This window comes from Pseudomonas sp. CVAP#3, assembly GCF_018986375.1.
In the GTDB taxonomy this organism is placed as follows: domain Bacteria; phylum Pseudomonadota; class Gammaproteobacteria; order Pseudomonadales; family Pseudomonadaceae; genus Aquipseudomonas; species Aquipseudomonas helvetica.
This window is the reverse complement of the sequence record NZ_JAHMSC010000001.1, coordinates 234,957-249,401: the sequence shown is the minus strand read 5'-3', so window position 1 is coordinate 249,401 and position 14,445 is coordinate 234,957. Positions and strand designations below refer to the sequence as shown.

The 14,445-nt window shown below is 61.2% G+C and carries 17 protein-coding genes; all 17 read left to right on the top strand.

Annotated features, from left to right (window positions below):
• The first annotated feature begins 23 nt into the window (after positions 1 to 23).
• The 17 genes from KRR23_RS01190 to KRR23_RS01110 all read left to right on the top strand — a co-directional run bounded on the left by KRR23_RS01190 (position 24) and on the right by KRR23_RS01110 (position 14,435).
• Complete coding sequence (locus KRR23_RS01190; protein ID WP_216741012.1) at positions 24 to 602, top strand: phage tail assembly protein; 579 nt, start codon at positions 24 to 26, stop codon at positions 600 to 602.
• Between the two features lie 128 nt (positions 603 to 730).
• On the top strand, positions 731 to 2,932 hold the full coding sequence (locus tag KRR23_RS01185) for a phage tail tape measure protein (RefSeq protein WP_216741011.1): 2,202 nt from the start codon (positions 731 to 733) through the stop codon (positions 2,930 to 2,932).
• The gene (locus KRR23_RS01180) at positions 2,932 to 3,315 is read left to right on the top strand and encodes a phage tail protein (RefSeq protein WP_216741010.1); all 384 of its coding nucleotides are present in this window, start codon (positions 2,932 to 2,934) and stop codon (positions 3,313 to 3,315) included. Before KRR23_RS01185 ends, KRR23_RS01180 begins: the two co-directional genes overlap by 1 nt.
• Entirely contained in the window at positions 3,308 to 3,520 is a 213-nt protein-coding gene (locus tag KRR23_RS01175; protein WP_054595948.1) for a tail protein X, read from the top strand. Before KRR23_RS01180 ends, KRR23_RS01175 begins: the two co-directional genes overlap by 8 nt.
• A 9-nt stretch (positions 3,521 to 3,529) precedes the next feature.
• On the top strand, positions 3,530 to 4,558 hold the full coding sequence (locus tag KRR23_RS01170; RefSeq protein WP_216741009.1) for a phage late control D family protein: 1,029 nt from the start codon (positions 3,530 to 3,532) through the stop codon (positions 4,556 to 4,558).
• Between the two features lie 116 nt (positions 4,559 to 4,674).
• The gene (locus KRR23_RS01165) at positions 4,675 to 5,259 is read left to right on the top strand and encodes a hypothetical protein (RefSeq protein ID WP_216741008.1); all 585 of its coding nucleotides are present in this window, start codon (positions 4,675 to 4,677) and stop codon (positions 5,257 to 5,259) included.
• Positions 5,256 to 5,438, top strand: coding sequence for a DUF2635 domain-containing protein (locus KRR23_RS01160; RefSeq protein WP_054595951.1), 183 nt, complete (start codon positions 5,256 to 5,258; stop codon positions 5,436 to 5,438). Before KRR23_RS01165 ends, KRR23_RS01160 begins: the two co-directional genes overlap by 4 nt.
• Entirely contained in the window at positions 5,438 to 6,934 is a 1,497-nt protein-coding gene (locus KRR23_RS01155; RefSeq protein WP_054595952.1) for a phage tail sheath subtilisin-like domain-containing protein, read from the top strand. Before KRR23_RS01160 ends, KRR23_RS01155 begins: the two co-directional genes overlap by 1 nt.
• Before the next feature lie 66 nt (positions 6,935 to 7,000).
• A complete protein-coding gene (locus KRR23_RS01150; protein WP_054595953.1) occupies positions 7,001 to 7,348 on the top strand; it encodes a phage tail tube protein in 348 nt (115 codons plus the stop codon).
• Entirely contained in the window at positions 7,345 to 7,641 is a 297-nt protein-coding gene (locus KRR23_RS01145) for a phage tail assembly protein (RefSeq protein ID WP_054595954.1), read from the top strand. The genes KRR23_RS01150 and KRR23_RS01145 overlap by 4 nt, the downstream gene beginning before the upstream one ends.
• Before the next feature lie 130 nt (positions 7,642 to 7,771).
• A complete protein-coding gene (locus tag KRR23_RS01140; protein ID WP_216741007.1) occupies positions 7,772 to 9,535 on the top strand; it encodes a phage tail protein in 1,764 nt (587 codons plus the stop codon).
• Positions 9,522 to 10,760 (top strand): DNA circularization protein, encoded by a 1,239-nt coding sequence (locus KRR23_RS01135; protein ID WP_216741006.1) that lies wholly within the window; start codon positions 9,522 to 9,524, stop codon positions 10,758 to 10,760. The genes KRR23_RS01140 and KRR23_RS01135 overlap by 14 nt, the downstream gene beginning before the upstream one ends.
• A gap of 3 nt (positions 10,761 to 10,763) precedes the next feature.
• A complete protein-coding gene (locus tag KRR23_RS01130) occupies positions 10,764 to 11,804 on the top strand; it encodes a phage baseplate assembly protein (RefSeq protein ID WP_216741005.1) in 1,041 nt (346 codons plus the stop codon).
• 106 nt (positions 11,805 to 11,910) lie between these two features.
• Positions 11,911 to 12,420 carry a phage baseplate assembly protein V gene (locus KRR23_RS01125; RefSeq protein WP_216741004.1) on the top strand — a complete coding sequence of 170 codons (510 nt, stop codon included), beginning with the start codon at positions 11,911 to 11,913 and terminating at the stop codon, positions 12,418 to 12,420.
• Positions 12,420 to 12,818, top strand: a complete 399-nt coding sequence (locus KRR23_RS01120) for a phage GP46 family protein (protein ID WP_054595959.1) — start codon at positions 12,420 to 12,422, stop codon at positions 12,816 to 12,818. The genes KRR23_RS01125 and KRR23_RS01120 overlap by 1 nt, the downstream gene beginning before the upstream one ends.
• A complete protein-coding gene (locus KRR23_RS01115) occupies positions 12,808 to 13,848 on the top strand; it encodes a baseplate J/gp47 family protein (RefSeq protein WP_216741003.1) in 1,041 nt (346 codons plus the stop codon). The genes KRR23_RS01120 and KRR23_RS01115 overlap by 11 nt, the downstream gene beginning before the upstream one ends.
• A complete protein-coding gene (locus KRR23_RS01110) occupies positions 13,836 to 14,435 on the top strand; it encodes a YmfQ family protein (RefSeq protein WP_216741002.1) in 600 nt (199 codons plus the stop codon). The genes KRR23_RS01115 and KRR23_RS01110 overlap by 13 nt, the downstream gene beginning before the upstream one ends.
• Positions 14,436 to 14,445: the final 10 nt, after the last annotated feature.

Genomic DNA, 14,445 nt, shown 5'->3' with positions numbered 1-14,445 from the left:
TGTATGAGCAAGGAATTCACTTCATGTCCTGGATGCCGCCTAAACATGTCCTGTTGTCGCCGATTACCGGTGACGATGAGTCGCAGATCGAGCAGATCCAACTCAAGCCGCTGTGCTACGCCGCACAGAAAGAGGCGCTGGCCCGCGCCGGCGAGGATGAGGACGATCAGTTCTTCGAACTGGCCAAATTGGCCACCGGCCTGTCAGTCAAGGAACTTGATCAGCTCAAACGCCCGGACTACGTAAGCATTGCGCAGTACGTGCACGAAATGTCGACCCGCCCGACGTCGTACTTTCTACAGCAAGCTGACGAAGCGTCGGACGACGATCCCGATCAGGTGCAACTGCTGCAACCGCTCAATGTGGCAGGCCGCAGCATGACTTCGTTGACCCTGGAAATGCCGGTGCTGCGCGCCACCAAAGCGATGAAAAAACTGAAGACGGCCAAGGAACGCGCCGAGTTCATCACCGCTCACTGTACCGGCCTGATGCTTCCCGATCTGGCCTCGCTGACCGTGCCCGACTGGACCCAGTTGCAGGTGCGCATCGACGATTTTTTAAACAAACCGGCGGACTTCTTTCGGAACGCGACATCGAAGTAATCCTCGATGTGGTGCCGCTCATTTACTCGGTAAGTGAGGCGGAGATTCTGGAGTGGAACGCTGGCAAGGCATTGCGCCGCTACGACATCGCGATCACTCGCCTTGGCGTGAAACAGGAGTAGAGCGGGATGGCGGACGATAGATATTCGCTCAAATACGCGGCCCTCGACGACAGTGGGTTGGCGTTCGGTAATACCAGCCTGACTACGGCAGTCACCAGCGTTGCGTCAGCACAGGGTACGGGCACGTCCGCCAGGGATCAGATATCTGGCCTCGGTCTGGCGCTGGAAAACGTCGGGCTCAAGCTCGGTCTGCTGACGACGGCTATCGAGTCGTTGACCTTGAGACTTTCGTCGCAACGATTGTTGTCCCAAACGATGGGAGCCGGTGCCAAGAGTGAGCCGGCCAGCGAGCAAAAGAGTGCGGGCAAATCGGGTAGCAGTATCGAACCGCCGGACCTGCTCAAACCCGCGATAGCGATGGATTCGGCCATGGCCGATCTGAAGCAGGCAGCCCAATTTACCCCGCGCCAGAGCGAAGAGATGGTGCAGTCAACCCAGCACATCGCCAGCGCTCCGCTGGTGGCGGCCGGGGGGACCAAGGCAGTTGATTTGGTGAAGATTGAAAGTCTGGCTGCCAGGGCAGGAATCGTTAGCGATCTGCCCAATGCATCCGACCGACAGTTAGTGCTGCAACGCTTCGCCAGCGACGCTGGCGTCGCCGCGTCGGCGTTCAAAATGCCGGCCATGGATGTCGCCGAGATGATGGTCGGCTGGCGCACCTCCATGAAGCTCAACGGTGCTGAAACCTTTGACTTGGCGGATGCAACCAACCATCTGGGCAAGATACCCAATGGTGCGAAAGCGGCTGACATCGGTGCCGTCTTGCAGCGTGACGGTGCTGCGGCTACGGCGGCAGGCCTGTCCCCTGCGCTAGCCGCAGCGTTGACGGCGGCATTGCTCAATACCGGTACGCAAAAGGCTGAGGCCGGCGTAGCGCTAAAAAGCATCACCACCGTCATGGGCAAGGGTGATCAGGCCTCGGCAACCGAGCAAGCGGCCTGGAAGCAGCTGGGTCTGGAGCCGAAAGCGCTCGCGAGCGGCTTGCGTGACAACGACGCAGCGCCTGGCACGGTGATGTCGGTGCTTGCGGCCTTGAACGCGCAACCTGCCGAGAATCGCGCGACGCTTGCCTCCACGCTATTTGGCGATGGTGATAAGGCCGCGCTGAACATGGCGAAAAACCTTACCGATGTGAATGGCGCCTTCTGGCAGGTAAAAGACAAAGCCCAGTACGCCACGTCGGAGCTGGGTGACAAGGGCTCGGTGAGGCAAGACGCACTTGCACTGTCGAAAACCCGGCAAGGCCAGTGGAACGTCTTGAGTGCAAGCAATGATCGTCTGTCGGTGGCCACGGGTAATGCTCTGGCGCCCGTGACGGATAGCTCGCTCCACTCGCTTGGTTCGTTGGTTGATGGCTTGAGTGAATTGGCTGAAGCCTCGCCGAAAACCACGGCTGCCATTGTGCTGGTTGCAGCGGCGATCAAACCGCTGGTGGGGGCGCTGTTCAAGGCCGTCGTGGATGAGATGACCAATCAGGTGGCCAAGCGAGTGTTGGGTGGGGTGGCCGCACGGCTCCCTGATCGATTGGGTGAGGCGATTTCCGACGATTTCAGAAACAAAGGCCGGACGGACAAACCGAATGCCCGCGAGACAAACAGGAGTCCAGAACCCAGAAATGGTCCGTCTGTACGTGTGAGTCCGCGAGGCTCGCGTGTGAGCACTCCTCGCTGGGGCGGGTTGACTGCCTCAATGCGTTCGATACCCCGCAAGCTTCCCGGCCCATTGAAAGGAGTCGCTGCCGTCGCTGATGTGGCTGAGGGCGCACTGGCCGGCAACACCCGGATGGTGGGAGCAGGCCTTGGGGCTGCAGGTGGTGGCTGGGCGGGAGCTTCGGCTGGTGCTGCCGCGGGTGCCGCTTTGGGCAGTGTCGTTCCGCTGCTGGGTACAGCCATCGGTGGACTTCTTGGCGGGCTGGTAGGCGGCTGGATGGGCAGTGAGTCAGGTGCCTGGCTGGGTGAAAAACTCGCAGCGTCTGCCGACAAACTCGCCGCTCCGGAACAGGTCAGCAAAGACCTGACCAACACCCAGACCCCCAGCCAGCAAAACGCACTGACCGCGAACATTTATATCAATGGTCAGGATCAAGCCAGCGCCGCTCAACTGGCAAACCTGGTGGTGCAGCATATTTCCGGGCAATTCGGACTGATGACAACGACCAATCAACTCGCCGTGCGACGTGACACGGCCCTGACTGACGGGGTGGCTTGATGAGGCAGCAAATGGCACTCGGAAGCTTCATTTTCGGCTTGTCACGCAACTTCGCCTACAGCGGTCTGGTGCGCAAGTCGGACGGCGGCTGGGTGAAGGTGGATATCCTGACCAGCAAGCCCAAGTCCAGCCAGACCGGTCAAGGCCTGCAAAGCCTGACGATAACCGGCAAGGCGATGTACGCGGTGGCCATGGACCGGCTCGATGAATTGCGCGCCTTGCAAGCAATGAGAGTACCGCTGCCGTTGGTCGATGGCATTGGCCGCAACTGGGGTTTATGGCGGATCAACGATGTGACGGAAACCCAAAGCGATGTGATTGATGACGGCACGGCGATGTTGATCAATTGGTCGATTACGTTGGAGGAATTCATCAATGCGTAAGGTACGAACGGTAGCCGGTGACTCGGTGAATCTGTTGCTCTACCGCGAGCTTGAACGTTGTGATGATTTGGCCGAAGAGGCGCTGTGGCGCCTCAACCCGACGCTGGCCGAGCAAGCTCCGGTACTGCCAGCAGGCATCTGGGTGGTTCTGCCGGAACTTGAATCCAGACCCGTAGCGACCACACCGGTAACCGCGTGGGATTAAGGAGGTTACATGGCATTGGGGTTCACGCCAGCGGTAGAAATTTACGGGGCCAACGCGACCCTGATCAATCAGCGCCTGATCAGTTGGGAGCACATCGATGCCGCCGGTATCGAGTCCGATCAACTGACTCTGGTGCTCGATCTGGAAGGCCTTGAAGGGCTGCCGAGCCTGGGCGGGAAAGTCGGCTTGCGCGTGGGTTATCTGGAATCCGGGCTGGTGGATAAAGGCCAGTTTCTGGTGACACGACGCACGCCGACGCTGTTCCCGTTTCGCGTATCGCTGGTGGCTACCGCCGCACCGTTCAGTGCGGCAGACGAGAGCGGATTTCAGCAGCGCCGCTCGGCCAGCCATGGCCCGACCACCCTCGGCGCATTGTTTCGCGAGCTGACAGCCAGGCACGGCTTTTCGCCGAGGGTGGACCCGGCATTGGCGCTGAAAAAGGTCGAGCACATCGACCAGTCGAATGAAACCGACATGGGTTTCGTCACACGCTTGGCGACCAAGTACGGCGCCATCGCCAAACCGGTCAATGAGCTGTATGTGCTGGCTCGGCCAGGCCAGGTCAAATCGTTGTCGGGCAAAGTATTGCCGGACGTGAAACTGTCGGTCACCCACAACAATCGTCCCGGCGATCATGCGTTTATCACCGCCACCCTCGATGACTCCGCCCGGGGCAAAAGCCAGGGCTGCAAGATCAGTTGGTGGGACGCCGCAGCCGGTTTGCTGCGGGTGGTTGAAACCGGGCTCGCGCCGTTCAAGACCGTGCGCCAGCGCTGCCAAAGTGCGGAAGAAGCGCAGGCGGTCGGCGAAGCTGAAGTGCGCAAAATGGGCCGTGAAAAGCTCAAGGTGAAAATCAGCTGTCCGGGTAATCCTGACTTTTCGGCTGAAGGGCTGGTAGTGCTGGACGACACGTGGCCGGGCTTTATGCGTGGGCGCTGGTCGATCGATAAAGTCACCGCCAGCGGCGATCGCACCAATAGCTATCGCTGCATGATCGAGGCGACTTGCCTTGACCCCAATGCTGACGCCATCGCCTGATCCAGGTTCCCTCCCAAAGGTGTAACCAAGGCGCAGAACCTTGTGTGAGCGAGCCAGCTCGCGATAGCGACGGCACCCACAGTTAGACACCTTTCATAAAACGCTGGAGCGCCCTCATGAAGATCACGCCGATCCTCACGCAGTTGCGTGAGCAATGCCCAACCCTGGCCAATCGCGTGGCCGCAGGCTTAGACCTCGCCACGCTGCAAACCAACACACCGCTGCAAACCCCTTGTGCCTACGTCGTGCCGCTCGCCGATCTGGCGAGCAAAAGCGTGGCGCAAAACCTGATGCTGCAACCGATCCGCGACCGTTTCGAAGTGACCCTGGTGCTCGACACCACAGACGCTACAAAAGCGCTGGATCTGTTGCACGACCTGCGCGCCGAACTCTGGCGCGCACTGGTGGGTTTCAAGCCCGGTAGCGCTTACGACGCCATCGGCTATGACGGCGGCGAACTGGTTTCCATCAACAGCAGTCGTGTGCTCTATCGCCTGCGCTTTTTTACCGGGTTTCAGCTCGGCCGCAATCTGCCAGGTCAGCCTGCGGAAAGCTGGCACGAGCGTGAACTGGACGGCTTGTCGTCCTTTACCGGGGTGACCGTGCGGGTCGATGCGATCGACCCGGCGGACCCCAACCTGAAACGTCCGGGGCCTGACGGGCGCCTGGAACTGACTTTCTCTGGAGACGTAAAGCAATGAGCAAACGCATCACTGTGCTGCCGGCCGAAGGCCGTGCCGTGCCCGACCCGGAAGCGGGCGATCTGTTGCCTCTCGAAGGCCGTGAAGTGCCGGACAACGCCTGGTGGCGTCGACGTCTGGCCGATGGCGATATCACTACTAAAGCCGTGGAAGCGGCAACACCACAGGGAGCCAAATAATGGCGATCGGATTCAGCAACATTCCTGCGGACATTCGTGTTCCGCTGTTCTACGCCGAGATGGACAATTCGGCAGCCAATAGCGCGTCGTCGGCCATGCGCCGGTTGATCGTCGCTCAGGTCAACGACAACGTTGCCAGCGCCGAGGTCGGCAAACTGGTGCTGGTGTCCAGCGTGGCGCTGGCCAAAAGCATCGGTGGCCAAGGTTCGATGCTGGCCTCGATGTACGAGACCTGGCGCAAGACCGACCCGGTCGGCGAAATCTGGTGCCTGCCGGTGCACAACACCGTGGGCAGCATTGCCAAAGGCGTGCTGACCCTGACCGGCACCGCAACCGAAAGCGGTGTGCTCAACCTGTACGTCGGCGGCGTGCGTGTTCAAGCGGCCGTGGTCAATGCCGCAACCGCGGCTCAGGCTGCAACGGCACTGGCCTTGAAAATCAACGCCAGTGCCGACCTGCCGGTCACCGCCGCTGCGGTTGAAGGTGTGATTACCCTGGCTGCTAAATGGACCGGTGACAGCGCCAACGACATCAGCCTGCAGTTCAATCGCCTGGGCAAGAGCAATGGCGAAGACACACCGGCTGGCCTGACCACCGCCATCACCCCAATGGCCGGTGGCGCTGGCGTGCCGGATCAGGTGGCGGCCGTCGCAGCACTGGGCGATGAGCCGTTCGAATTCATCTGCATGCCGTGGACTGACACTGCGACCCTCAATACCTGGCAAGCCGTCATGGATGACAGCGTCGGTCGTTGGTCGTGGGCCAAGCAATTGTTCGGTCACGTCTACACCGCCAAGCGCGGCACCGTTGGCACCCTGGTCGCCGCCGGTCAAACCCGTAACGACCAGCACATGACCATTCAGGCGCTGGAGTTGGGTGTCCCTCAACCGTTCTGGGTTCAGGCCGCCGCACTGGCTGCGCGGACCTCGGTGTTCATCTCTGCCGACGCCAGCCGTCCGACCCAAAGCGGCAGCTTGCCGGGTGTCGAACCGGCTCCGGCCAGTGAGCGTTTCACTCTGACCGAGCGCCAGTCGCTGCTCAACTACGGCATCGCCACCGCTTACTACGAAGGCGGCTATGTACGCATTCAGCGGGCGATCACCACCTACCAGAAAAACGCATACGGCCAGGCGGATAACTCCTACCTGGACAGCGAAACCATGCACCAGTCGGCGTTCATCGTGCGTCGCCTGCAAAGTGTGATCACCAGCAAGTACGGTCGCCACAAACTGGCCGCCGACGGCACCCGTTTCGGTGCCGGCCAGCCGATCGTGACCCCGAGCACCATTCGCGGTGAACTGATCGCCCAGTACGCCAAGCTCGAACTGGAAGGCCACGTGGAGAACGCCGAGCTGTTCGCCGAGCACCTGATCGTCGAGCGAGACAGCCAGGACCCAAGCCGCGTCAACGTGCTGTTCCCGCCGGATTACATCAACGGCCTGCGTGTGTTCGCACTGCTCAACCAATTCCGTCTGCAGTACGACAACGCCGCTTGAATGCCGCGTTTCGCTGTATGAGTTCAGCCCACCTCGCGTGGGCTTTTTATTGAAGGGAGAAACACCATGGGTCAACTGATTGCGGGCACCTGCTACGTCAAAGTGGACGGCGCTCAACTGACCATCAACGGTGGCTGCGAAGCGCCGCTGATGTCCACCAAACGCGAAACACTGGTGCCGGGTTTCTACAAGGAAACCGATATCACCCCATCGTTCAAGGTGACGGCGCTGCACACCCCGGACTTCCCGCTCAAGCAGCTGATCGCAGGCACCGACATGACCGTCACCTGCGAATTCAGCAACGGCAAAGTCTTCGTGCTGGCCGGTGCCTACCTGGTCGATGCACCGATTTCCAAGGGCGATGACGCGTCTATCGCGTTGGTCTTCGAAGGTGTGAAGGGGACCTGGCAATGACTCAAGCCGTGAAGCTGCAAGTGGCCATCGAGGCCCACGGCGAGCCGCTGACCGAACTGACCCTGCGCCGTCCGACGGTGCAGGAAGTGCGGGCGATCAAGGCGCTGCCGTACAAGATCGACAAGAGCGAAGAAGTCAGCCTGGACATGGACGTCGCGGCCAAATACATCGCGGTCTGCGCCGGCATCCCGCCGTCGTCGGTCAACCAGTTGGACCTGGCTGACCTCAACGCGCTGAGCTGGGCTGTCGCGAGTTTTTTCATGAGTGCGGCATCGGCGCCATCTCCGACCTGATCGCTGTCGCCTATGACCTGGCCTGGTTCTGGAAGGTTGACCCCGAACAGATGATGGCCAGGCCACTGGACGTGCTCCGTGAATCACTGGAGCACGCGCAACGGATCAATGCGATGCAGCAGGTGCAGTGATGGCAGAGACAGAAAAGATTGAGAAAAAAGCGGTCTTGCTGACAGGCATCGATGAGCTGTCACCCAAGCTCGCGGCCCTTCGGGCGAAAGTCGATGGCTTCAAAACCAACCTTGAGCAGGCCGGCATGGGCAAGCTGGACATCAGCGGGTTGTTCAAGGGCGGTAGCGTGGTCACACCCTTCGTCGAAGGTATCAAGTCGGCGGCAGCGTTCCAGGGCAAATTGGCTGAGGTCGGTGAGACGGCAAAAAGCGTCGATGTACCGAGTGTGCCCAAAAGTGCTGCGCAAAACCTGAACGTTTTCAGCGCTTCGATGGACAAGGTCTCGGTCGCGGTTGACGCGGCATTGCTGCCGGCAGTCAGCGCGGTGGTGGTCGGTCTCGAGCCGTTGCTCAATGGCGTCGGAACGTTGCTCAACGACAACCCGGAGCTGGTCCAGGGCATTGCCGCGGGCGCTATCGCGTTCTCCGCGATTCAAACCGCGGTCACCGCCACCACGCAAGCGCTTGACCTGATGAGCACGGTGCTCAAGACCAGCCCGCTGATGTTGGTTGCCATGGGTATTGCGTTGGTGGCCGGGGTGATCGTTGCGAACTGGAAGCCGATCTCGGCGTTTTTCGTCGGGCTCTGGCAAGAGATTGCACCGGTTGTCATGCCGATGGTCGAGTTCTTCAAGACGATGTTCGCCTTCACCCCGCTGGGGATGATCATCAATAACTGGGGGCCGATCAGTCAGGTGTTCGCGGCGCTCTGGGACGTGATCAAAGCGGCGGCTTCGCTGCTGTTCGACGCGTTCAAGGTGATCTTCAGCTGGACGCCATTGGGGCTGATCATCGCCAACTGGCGGCCGATCAGCAGCTTCTTCAGTTCGCTTTGGCAAGGGGTCAAAGCCGTTGCTGTGCCGGTCATCGACTTCTTCAAGACACTGTTTTCCTGGACTCCGTTGGGGATGATCGTTAACAACTGGCAACCGCTGGTTGGATTGTTTTCAGCGATCTGGGATTTGCTTCGGGCACTGTCCGTGCCCGTGGTGGACTTCTTCAAAGGCCTGTTCGACTGGTCGCCGATGGTGCAGGTCAGCGCAGTCTGGGACCCGTTGGGCAATTATTTCTCTGAGTTGTGGCAAACCCTGGAGGTGATGACACAGCCGGTGGTGGACTTCTTTAAAGGTCTGTTCGACTGGTCGCCGATGGCGCAGGTCAGTGCGGCGTGGGAGCCACTGAGTGAATTCTTCTCCGGCTTGTGGGACTCGCTGACCAGTGTCACGGCCCCGGTCGGGGAACTGTTCAAAACGCTGTTCGACTGGTCACCGATGCAGATGATTACCGAGCACTGGACACCGATCATCGCGTGGTTCAGTGGGCTGTGGGAAAAGCTCAAGGCGATTATCGAACCGATCAAGGACCTGTTCGGCGGCAGTGTCAGTGGCTTCATTGCGAAGATCACCGGCAAGGTCGAAGGCTTGACCGAGGCGCAACAGAAAACCAACGCCGAAGGCAAAGGTGAACTGGCGCCAGCGTTTTTCGGTGCCAGTAACGATCAATCGTCGCTGCCCGGCGATTTGCCTAAAGGCTCCAACGCCCTGGTGCAACAAAGCGCCGCCAACAACCGCGCGCAATTGGAGGGCGGCCTGACGGTGCGCTTTGAAAATGCACCGGCCGGCATGCGTACCGATCAACCACAGACCAACCAACCTGGCCTGGCCGTGACGTCGCAGATTGGCTATCGCTCACTGTCTCTAGGAGGTTCCAATGAGTTGGCGTGATCGTTTGTTGCCGGCGTCGTTTCGCGGCGTCGGATTCTGGGTCGATCAGGCGAAAACCCCGGTCGGCCAGAAAGGTCAATTGCATGAGTATCCCCAGCGTGACCAGCCGTTTTTCGAGGGCCTTGGCCAACAGGCGAAGATCCACGACCTGACGGCGTTTATCGTCGGGCCCGATTGCCTGGAGCAGCGTGACAAACTGCTCAAGGCGCTGGAGGAGGGCGCGGGTGAGCTGGTTCATCCGTGGCTGGGGCGGATGCAGGTCAAGGTCGGTGAGTGCGAAATGACCCAGACCCGCCAGGACGGCGGGCTGGTGACGTTCGCCCTGAGGTTCTACCCCGACCAGCCGCTGCAGTTTCCCACCGCTCAGGTCAACACTCGCGAGCAATTGCTGGTGTCGGCCGACAGCTTGCTGGGGTCGATGGTGCGCCGCTTCGAAGATGCCATGAGCCTCATCAAGGCAGCGCGGATCGGCATCAAGGAACTGCGCGACAGCCTCAAAGACGTCTACGAGGTTATCGAGCACGAGTTCAAGGAGGTGATCGAGACCTATAAGGAGCTCAGTTTGCTGGTCAAGGCGATCAAGGAATTGCCCCGTGAAGTGAGCGCGGAGTTCAAGGGGTTGCTCGGCGACATCAAGGAGCTCGGGGACTTCGCGCGTGAGGGTTATCGTGGCGTGCTCGCCAACGCCTCGCAGCAGGTTGAAGCGGTGAAAAAGATCGACGCCCCCAAGCTCACCACTGGCAAGGACACGGTGGCGGCGGCTCAGGCCATGGCCAATCTGGTGCAGGACGCGTTGTTGGTGAAGCTCGGCTATCAGGTGGCGCGGATGCCGGTGGCCACTCCCGTGGTCAAATTGAACTCCACGCCGTCCCTCGCGCAGCAAGCGGTGCAGCCGGTGCAGCGGGTGGACGTGCCGGTGGCCGACGATGTGCTGACCTTGCGCGATGCGCTCAATGAAGCCATCTGGCAAGCCGCGCTGAAGGCGGACGCCGTGCACTATCAAGCGCTCAATGCCATGCGCCAGCAACTGTTCGGGCATCTGACGGCGGTGGCATCCTCCGGTGTGCGGCTGATCACGTTGTCTCCCAATCAGAGCATGCCGGCGCTGGTGCTCACCTACAAATACCTGGGGGATGCCACTCGGGTGAGTGAAGTGACGCAACGCAACGGGGTGATTCACTTTGGATTCCTGCCTCCGGGCGGCCTGCAAATCGCCCGGGAGTAGACCATGACCGACCTTGCAAACGCCGTCAGCCTGACCGTTAACGGTCTGGATTATGGCGGCTGGAAAAGCGTGGAAATCAGTGCGGACCTGGAGCGTCAGTTCCGTACTTTCACACTCAACATCACCTGGCAATGGCCGGGGCAAACCCTGGCGGTGCCGATCAACCCCGGCTCGCGTTGCCAAGTGCGGATCGGTTGCGATCTGGTGCTCACGGGGCATGTCTACAAGGCACCGATCAGTTACGACGGCAAGCAGATCAGCCTGAGTATCGAGGGCAGTTCGCTGACCCGGGACCTGGTGGATTGCGCAGCGATCAACCGTCCGAGCCAATGGCAGGAACAAAGCGTGCTGAGCATCGTCCAGGCCCTGGCATCGCCTTATGGCGTAGGGGTGGTCAGCGAGATCGCGCAAACCGCCAAGTTGAACAAACACAGCATCGTCCCGGGAGAAACGGTGTTCCAGTCCATCGACCGCTTGCTGACCCTGTACCGGGTGTTCTCCACCGACGATGCCGAAGGCCGCGTGCTGTTGGCGAAACCCGGCAGCGGCGGACGGGCCAGTGATGTGCTGGAACTGGGCAAGAACATTCTCTCGGCCAACGCGCCGATGGATTTCAGCCAGGTGTTTTCTGAATACCAGGTAATCGGCCAGCACAAGGGCAGCGACAGCAAAAGCGGTAGCGCTGTGAGCGAAGTGTCGGGTGTGGCGACCGATGCCACGGCCCAACGCAAACGGGTCACGGTGATCAGCGAAAGCGCGCAACTGACGCCAGAACTGGCTCAACAACGCGCCGATTGGGAAAGCGCCACCCGCACTGGCAAGGCCCTGACAACAACCTACCGCGTGCAGGGCTGGCGGCAATCCAACGGCGATTTGTGGCGGCACAACACGCTGGTTCGGGTGATCGACAAGGTGCTGGGTTTTGATCAGGACATGCTGATCTCGAAGGTCACTTACTCGCTCTCTGAGCAGGGCTCCATTACCACCCTGCAAGTGGCGCCGCCGCATACCTTCGACGCCAATCCTGTGCCCCCAAAATCCTGAGCACGGCGCACTTGTGTAGGAGCAAGGCCTGCCCGCGAAGCGTCTTGTCTGACCTAGCGCATTTGCCCCTATCGCCGGCAAGCCGTGCTCCTACGAGGAACCCATAATGAGCCTACTGACACGCCTCTTGGCGCGCGGCACCGTCGTGCTCGCCAATTCGGCGACCAAGCTGCAATCGCTGCAAATGCGCCTGACTGCCGGCGAAGTGAACGACGACATGGAGCACTTCGAACCCTACGGTTTCACCAGCAATCCGCTGGCCGGCGCCGAAGGTATCGCGACCTTCCTCGGCGGCGATCGCTCCCACGCCGTGGTGCTGGTGGTCGCCGATCGCCGCTATCGCCTCAAGGCGCTGGCGCCCGGTGAAGTGGCGATCTACACCGACGAAGGTGACAAGGTCCACTTCAAGCGCGGACGGATCATCGACATCGAAACCACCACGCTGAACATCCGCGCCAGCAGCGCTGTGAACATCGACACGCCGACCCTGACCCAGACCGGCAAGATCGTCTCCCAGGGCGACCAGATCGCCGGCGGTATCAGCCAGATCAAACACGTGCATCCGGGCGTCCAGCCGGGCAACGGTCAGACCGCTGCACCTGCAGGAGGCCAGTGATGTTTATCAGTCATGACCTCAAAACCGCACTGACCCGTTCGGTGCTGATCAGCCTCTTCACCTGGCGCCGCGCCGCCGACGATGACTTCCTCGATGACGACGAGCGCTTTGGCTGGTGGGGCGACAGTTTTCCCACGGTGGCCGACGACCGTATCGGCTCGCGTCTGTGGCTGCTGCGTCGGGTCAAGCTGACCCGGCAGACCCAGCTCGACGCCGAGTTTTATGCTCGCGAAGCCCTGCAATGGTTGATCGACGACGGCCATTGCAGCGCCATCGAGATCCTCAGTGAACGCCTCGACGACCAGCGCTTGAACCTGCGCACGGTCCTGACCCTGGCCGACGGTGAGCGTCTGGACATCAACCCTGAACACAGTTGGCAGGTGACCTATGCCGTTTGAAACGCCTTCGCTGCCGGTGCTGATCAAGCGCACCCAAAGCGACCTGGCCAGCGATTCGCTGCGCCAGTCCGATGCGCAAGTTCTGGCCCGAACCCTCGGCGGTGCAGCCTTTGGCCTGTATGGCTATCTGGACTGGATCGCCGAGCAGATTCTGCCGGACAAAGCCGATGAGTCCACCCTGGAACGCATCGCCGCGCTACGCCTTAACCAGCCGCGTAAAGCGGCGCAATCCGCCCGCGGCAGCGTCAGCTTCAGCGCCACGGCGGGCGCGGTGCTGGACGTCGATACCTTGCTGCAATCGAGCGACGGTCGCACCTACAAAGTGACCGCCGCGCTCACCACCAGCAATGGCCTCAACAGCACCACCATCGCTGCGCTGGACGCCGGTTCTCTCGGCAATGCCGATGCGGGTATGACGCTGATTCCGGTGCAACCGATCCAGGGCATCGGCGGAGTCTTCAGCGTGCTGGCGCCGGGTCTGACCGGTGGCATTGCCCGCGAAAGCCTCGAATCGCTGCGCTCGCGGGTGATTCGCTCGTACCGCATCATCCCTCACGGCGGCTCGGCGCAAGACTATGAAACCTGGGCGCTGGAGTGCCCGGGAATCACCCGCGCCTGGTGTCGTGGCAGCTATCTGGGGCCAGGCACTGTCGGTTTGTTCGTCATGCGTGACGATGACCCGCAACCGGTTCCGGACGCGACACAACTGGCGTTGGTCCAGGCGCACATCGAGCCTTTGCGTCCGGTCACTGCCGAACTGCATGTGCTGGCGCCGGTGCAGATGCCGGTGACCTACAACCTGCGCCTGACCCCCGACACCAGCGCCGTGCGCGCCGCCGTCGAAGCGCAGTTGCGCGACTTGCACAACCGCGAGGCCGGGCTCGGGGAAACCTTGCTGCTGACCCACATCGCCGAAGCCATCAGCAGCGCCACCGGCGAGAGCGATCACAAACTGGTCGCGCCAGCCGCCGACGTTACGGCCGCGAGCAATCAGCTGCTGACGTTCGGAGGTTGCGTATGGCTGCAATAAGAACCGCCGAACAATACCAGGCCCAACTGCGCAGCCTGCTGCCCAGCGGCCCGGCCTGGGACCCGGAGCGGGTGCCGGAACTGGAGCAAGTGCTGGAAGGCGTCTCCCAGGAACTGGCACGTCTCGACGCCCGCGCCGCCGACCTGCTCAACGAAATGGACCCGGCCGGCGTCAGCGAACTGGTGCCGGATTGGGAGCGGGTGATGAATCTGCCCGATCCGTGCCTGGGCCTGACTCCGCTGTTCGACGACCGCCGCCTCGCGGTACGCCGGCGACTGCTCGCGGTCGGCAGCCAGGCGATCAGCTACTTCGTCGAAATCGCCCGCACCCAGGGCTATCCGAACGCCACCATCACCGAACTCGAAGCCCCGCGCATGGGCCGCTCGCGTTTCGGTGCGGCGCATTTCGGTACCTGGCAGGCGCAGTTCATGTGGACCCTTAACACTGGCGGCCGCTTGCTGCTGGGGCGGCGCTTTGGCGCCAGCTACTGGGGCGAGCACTTTGGCATGAACCCGGGCTCCGCGCTGGAGTGCCTGATACATCGCAGCGCACCGGCTCATACGCTGGTGCATATCAATTATGACTAGGGGATAGGAA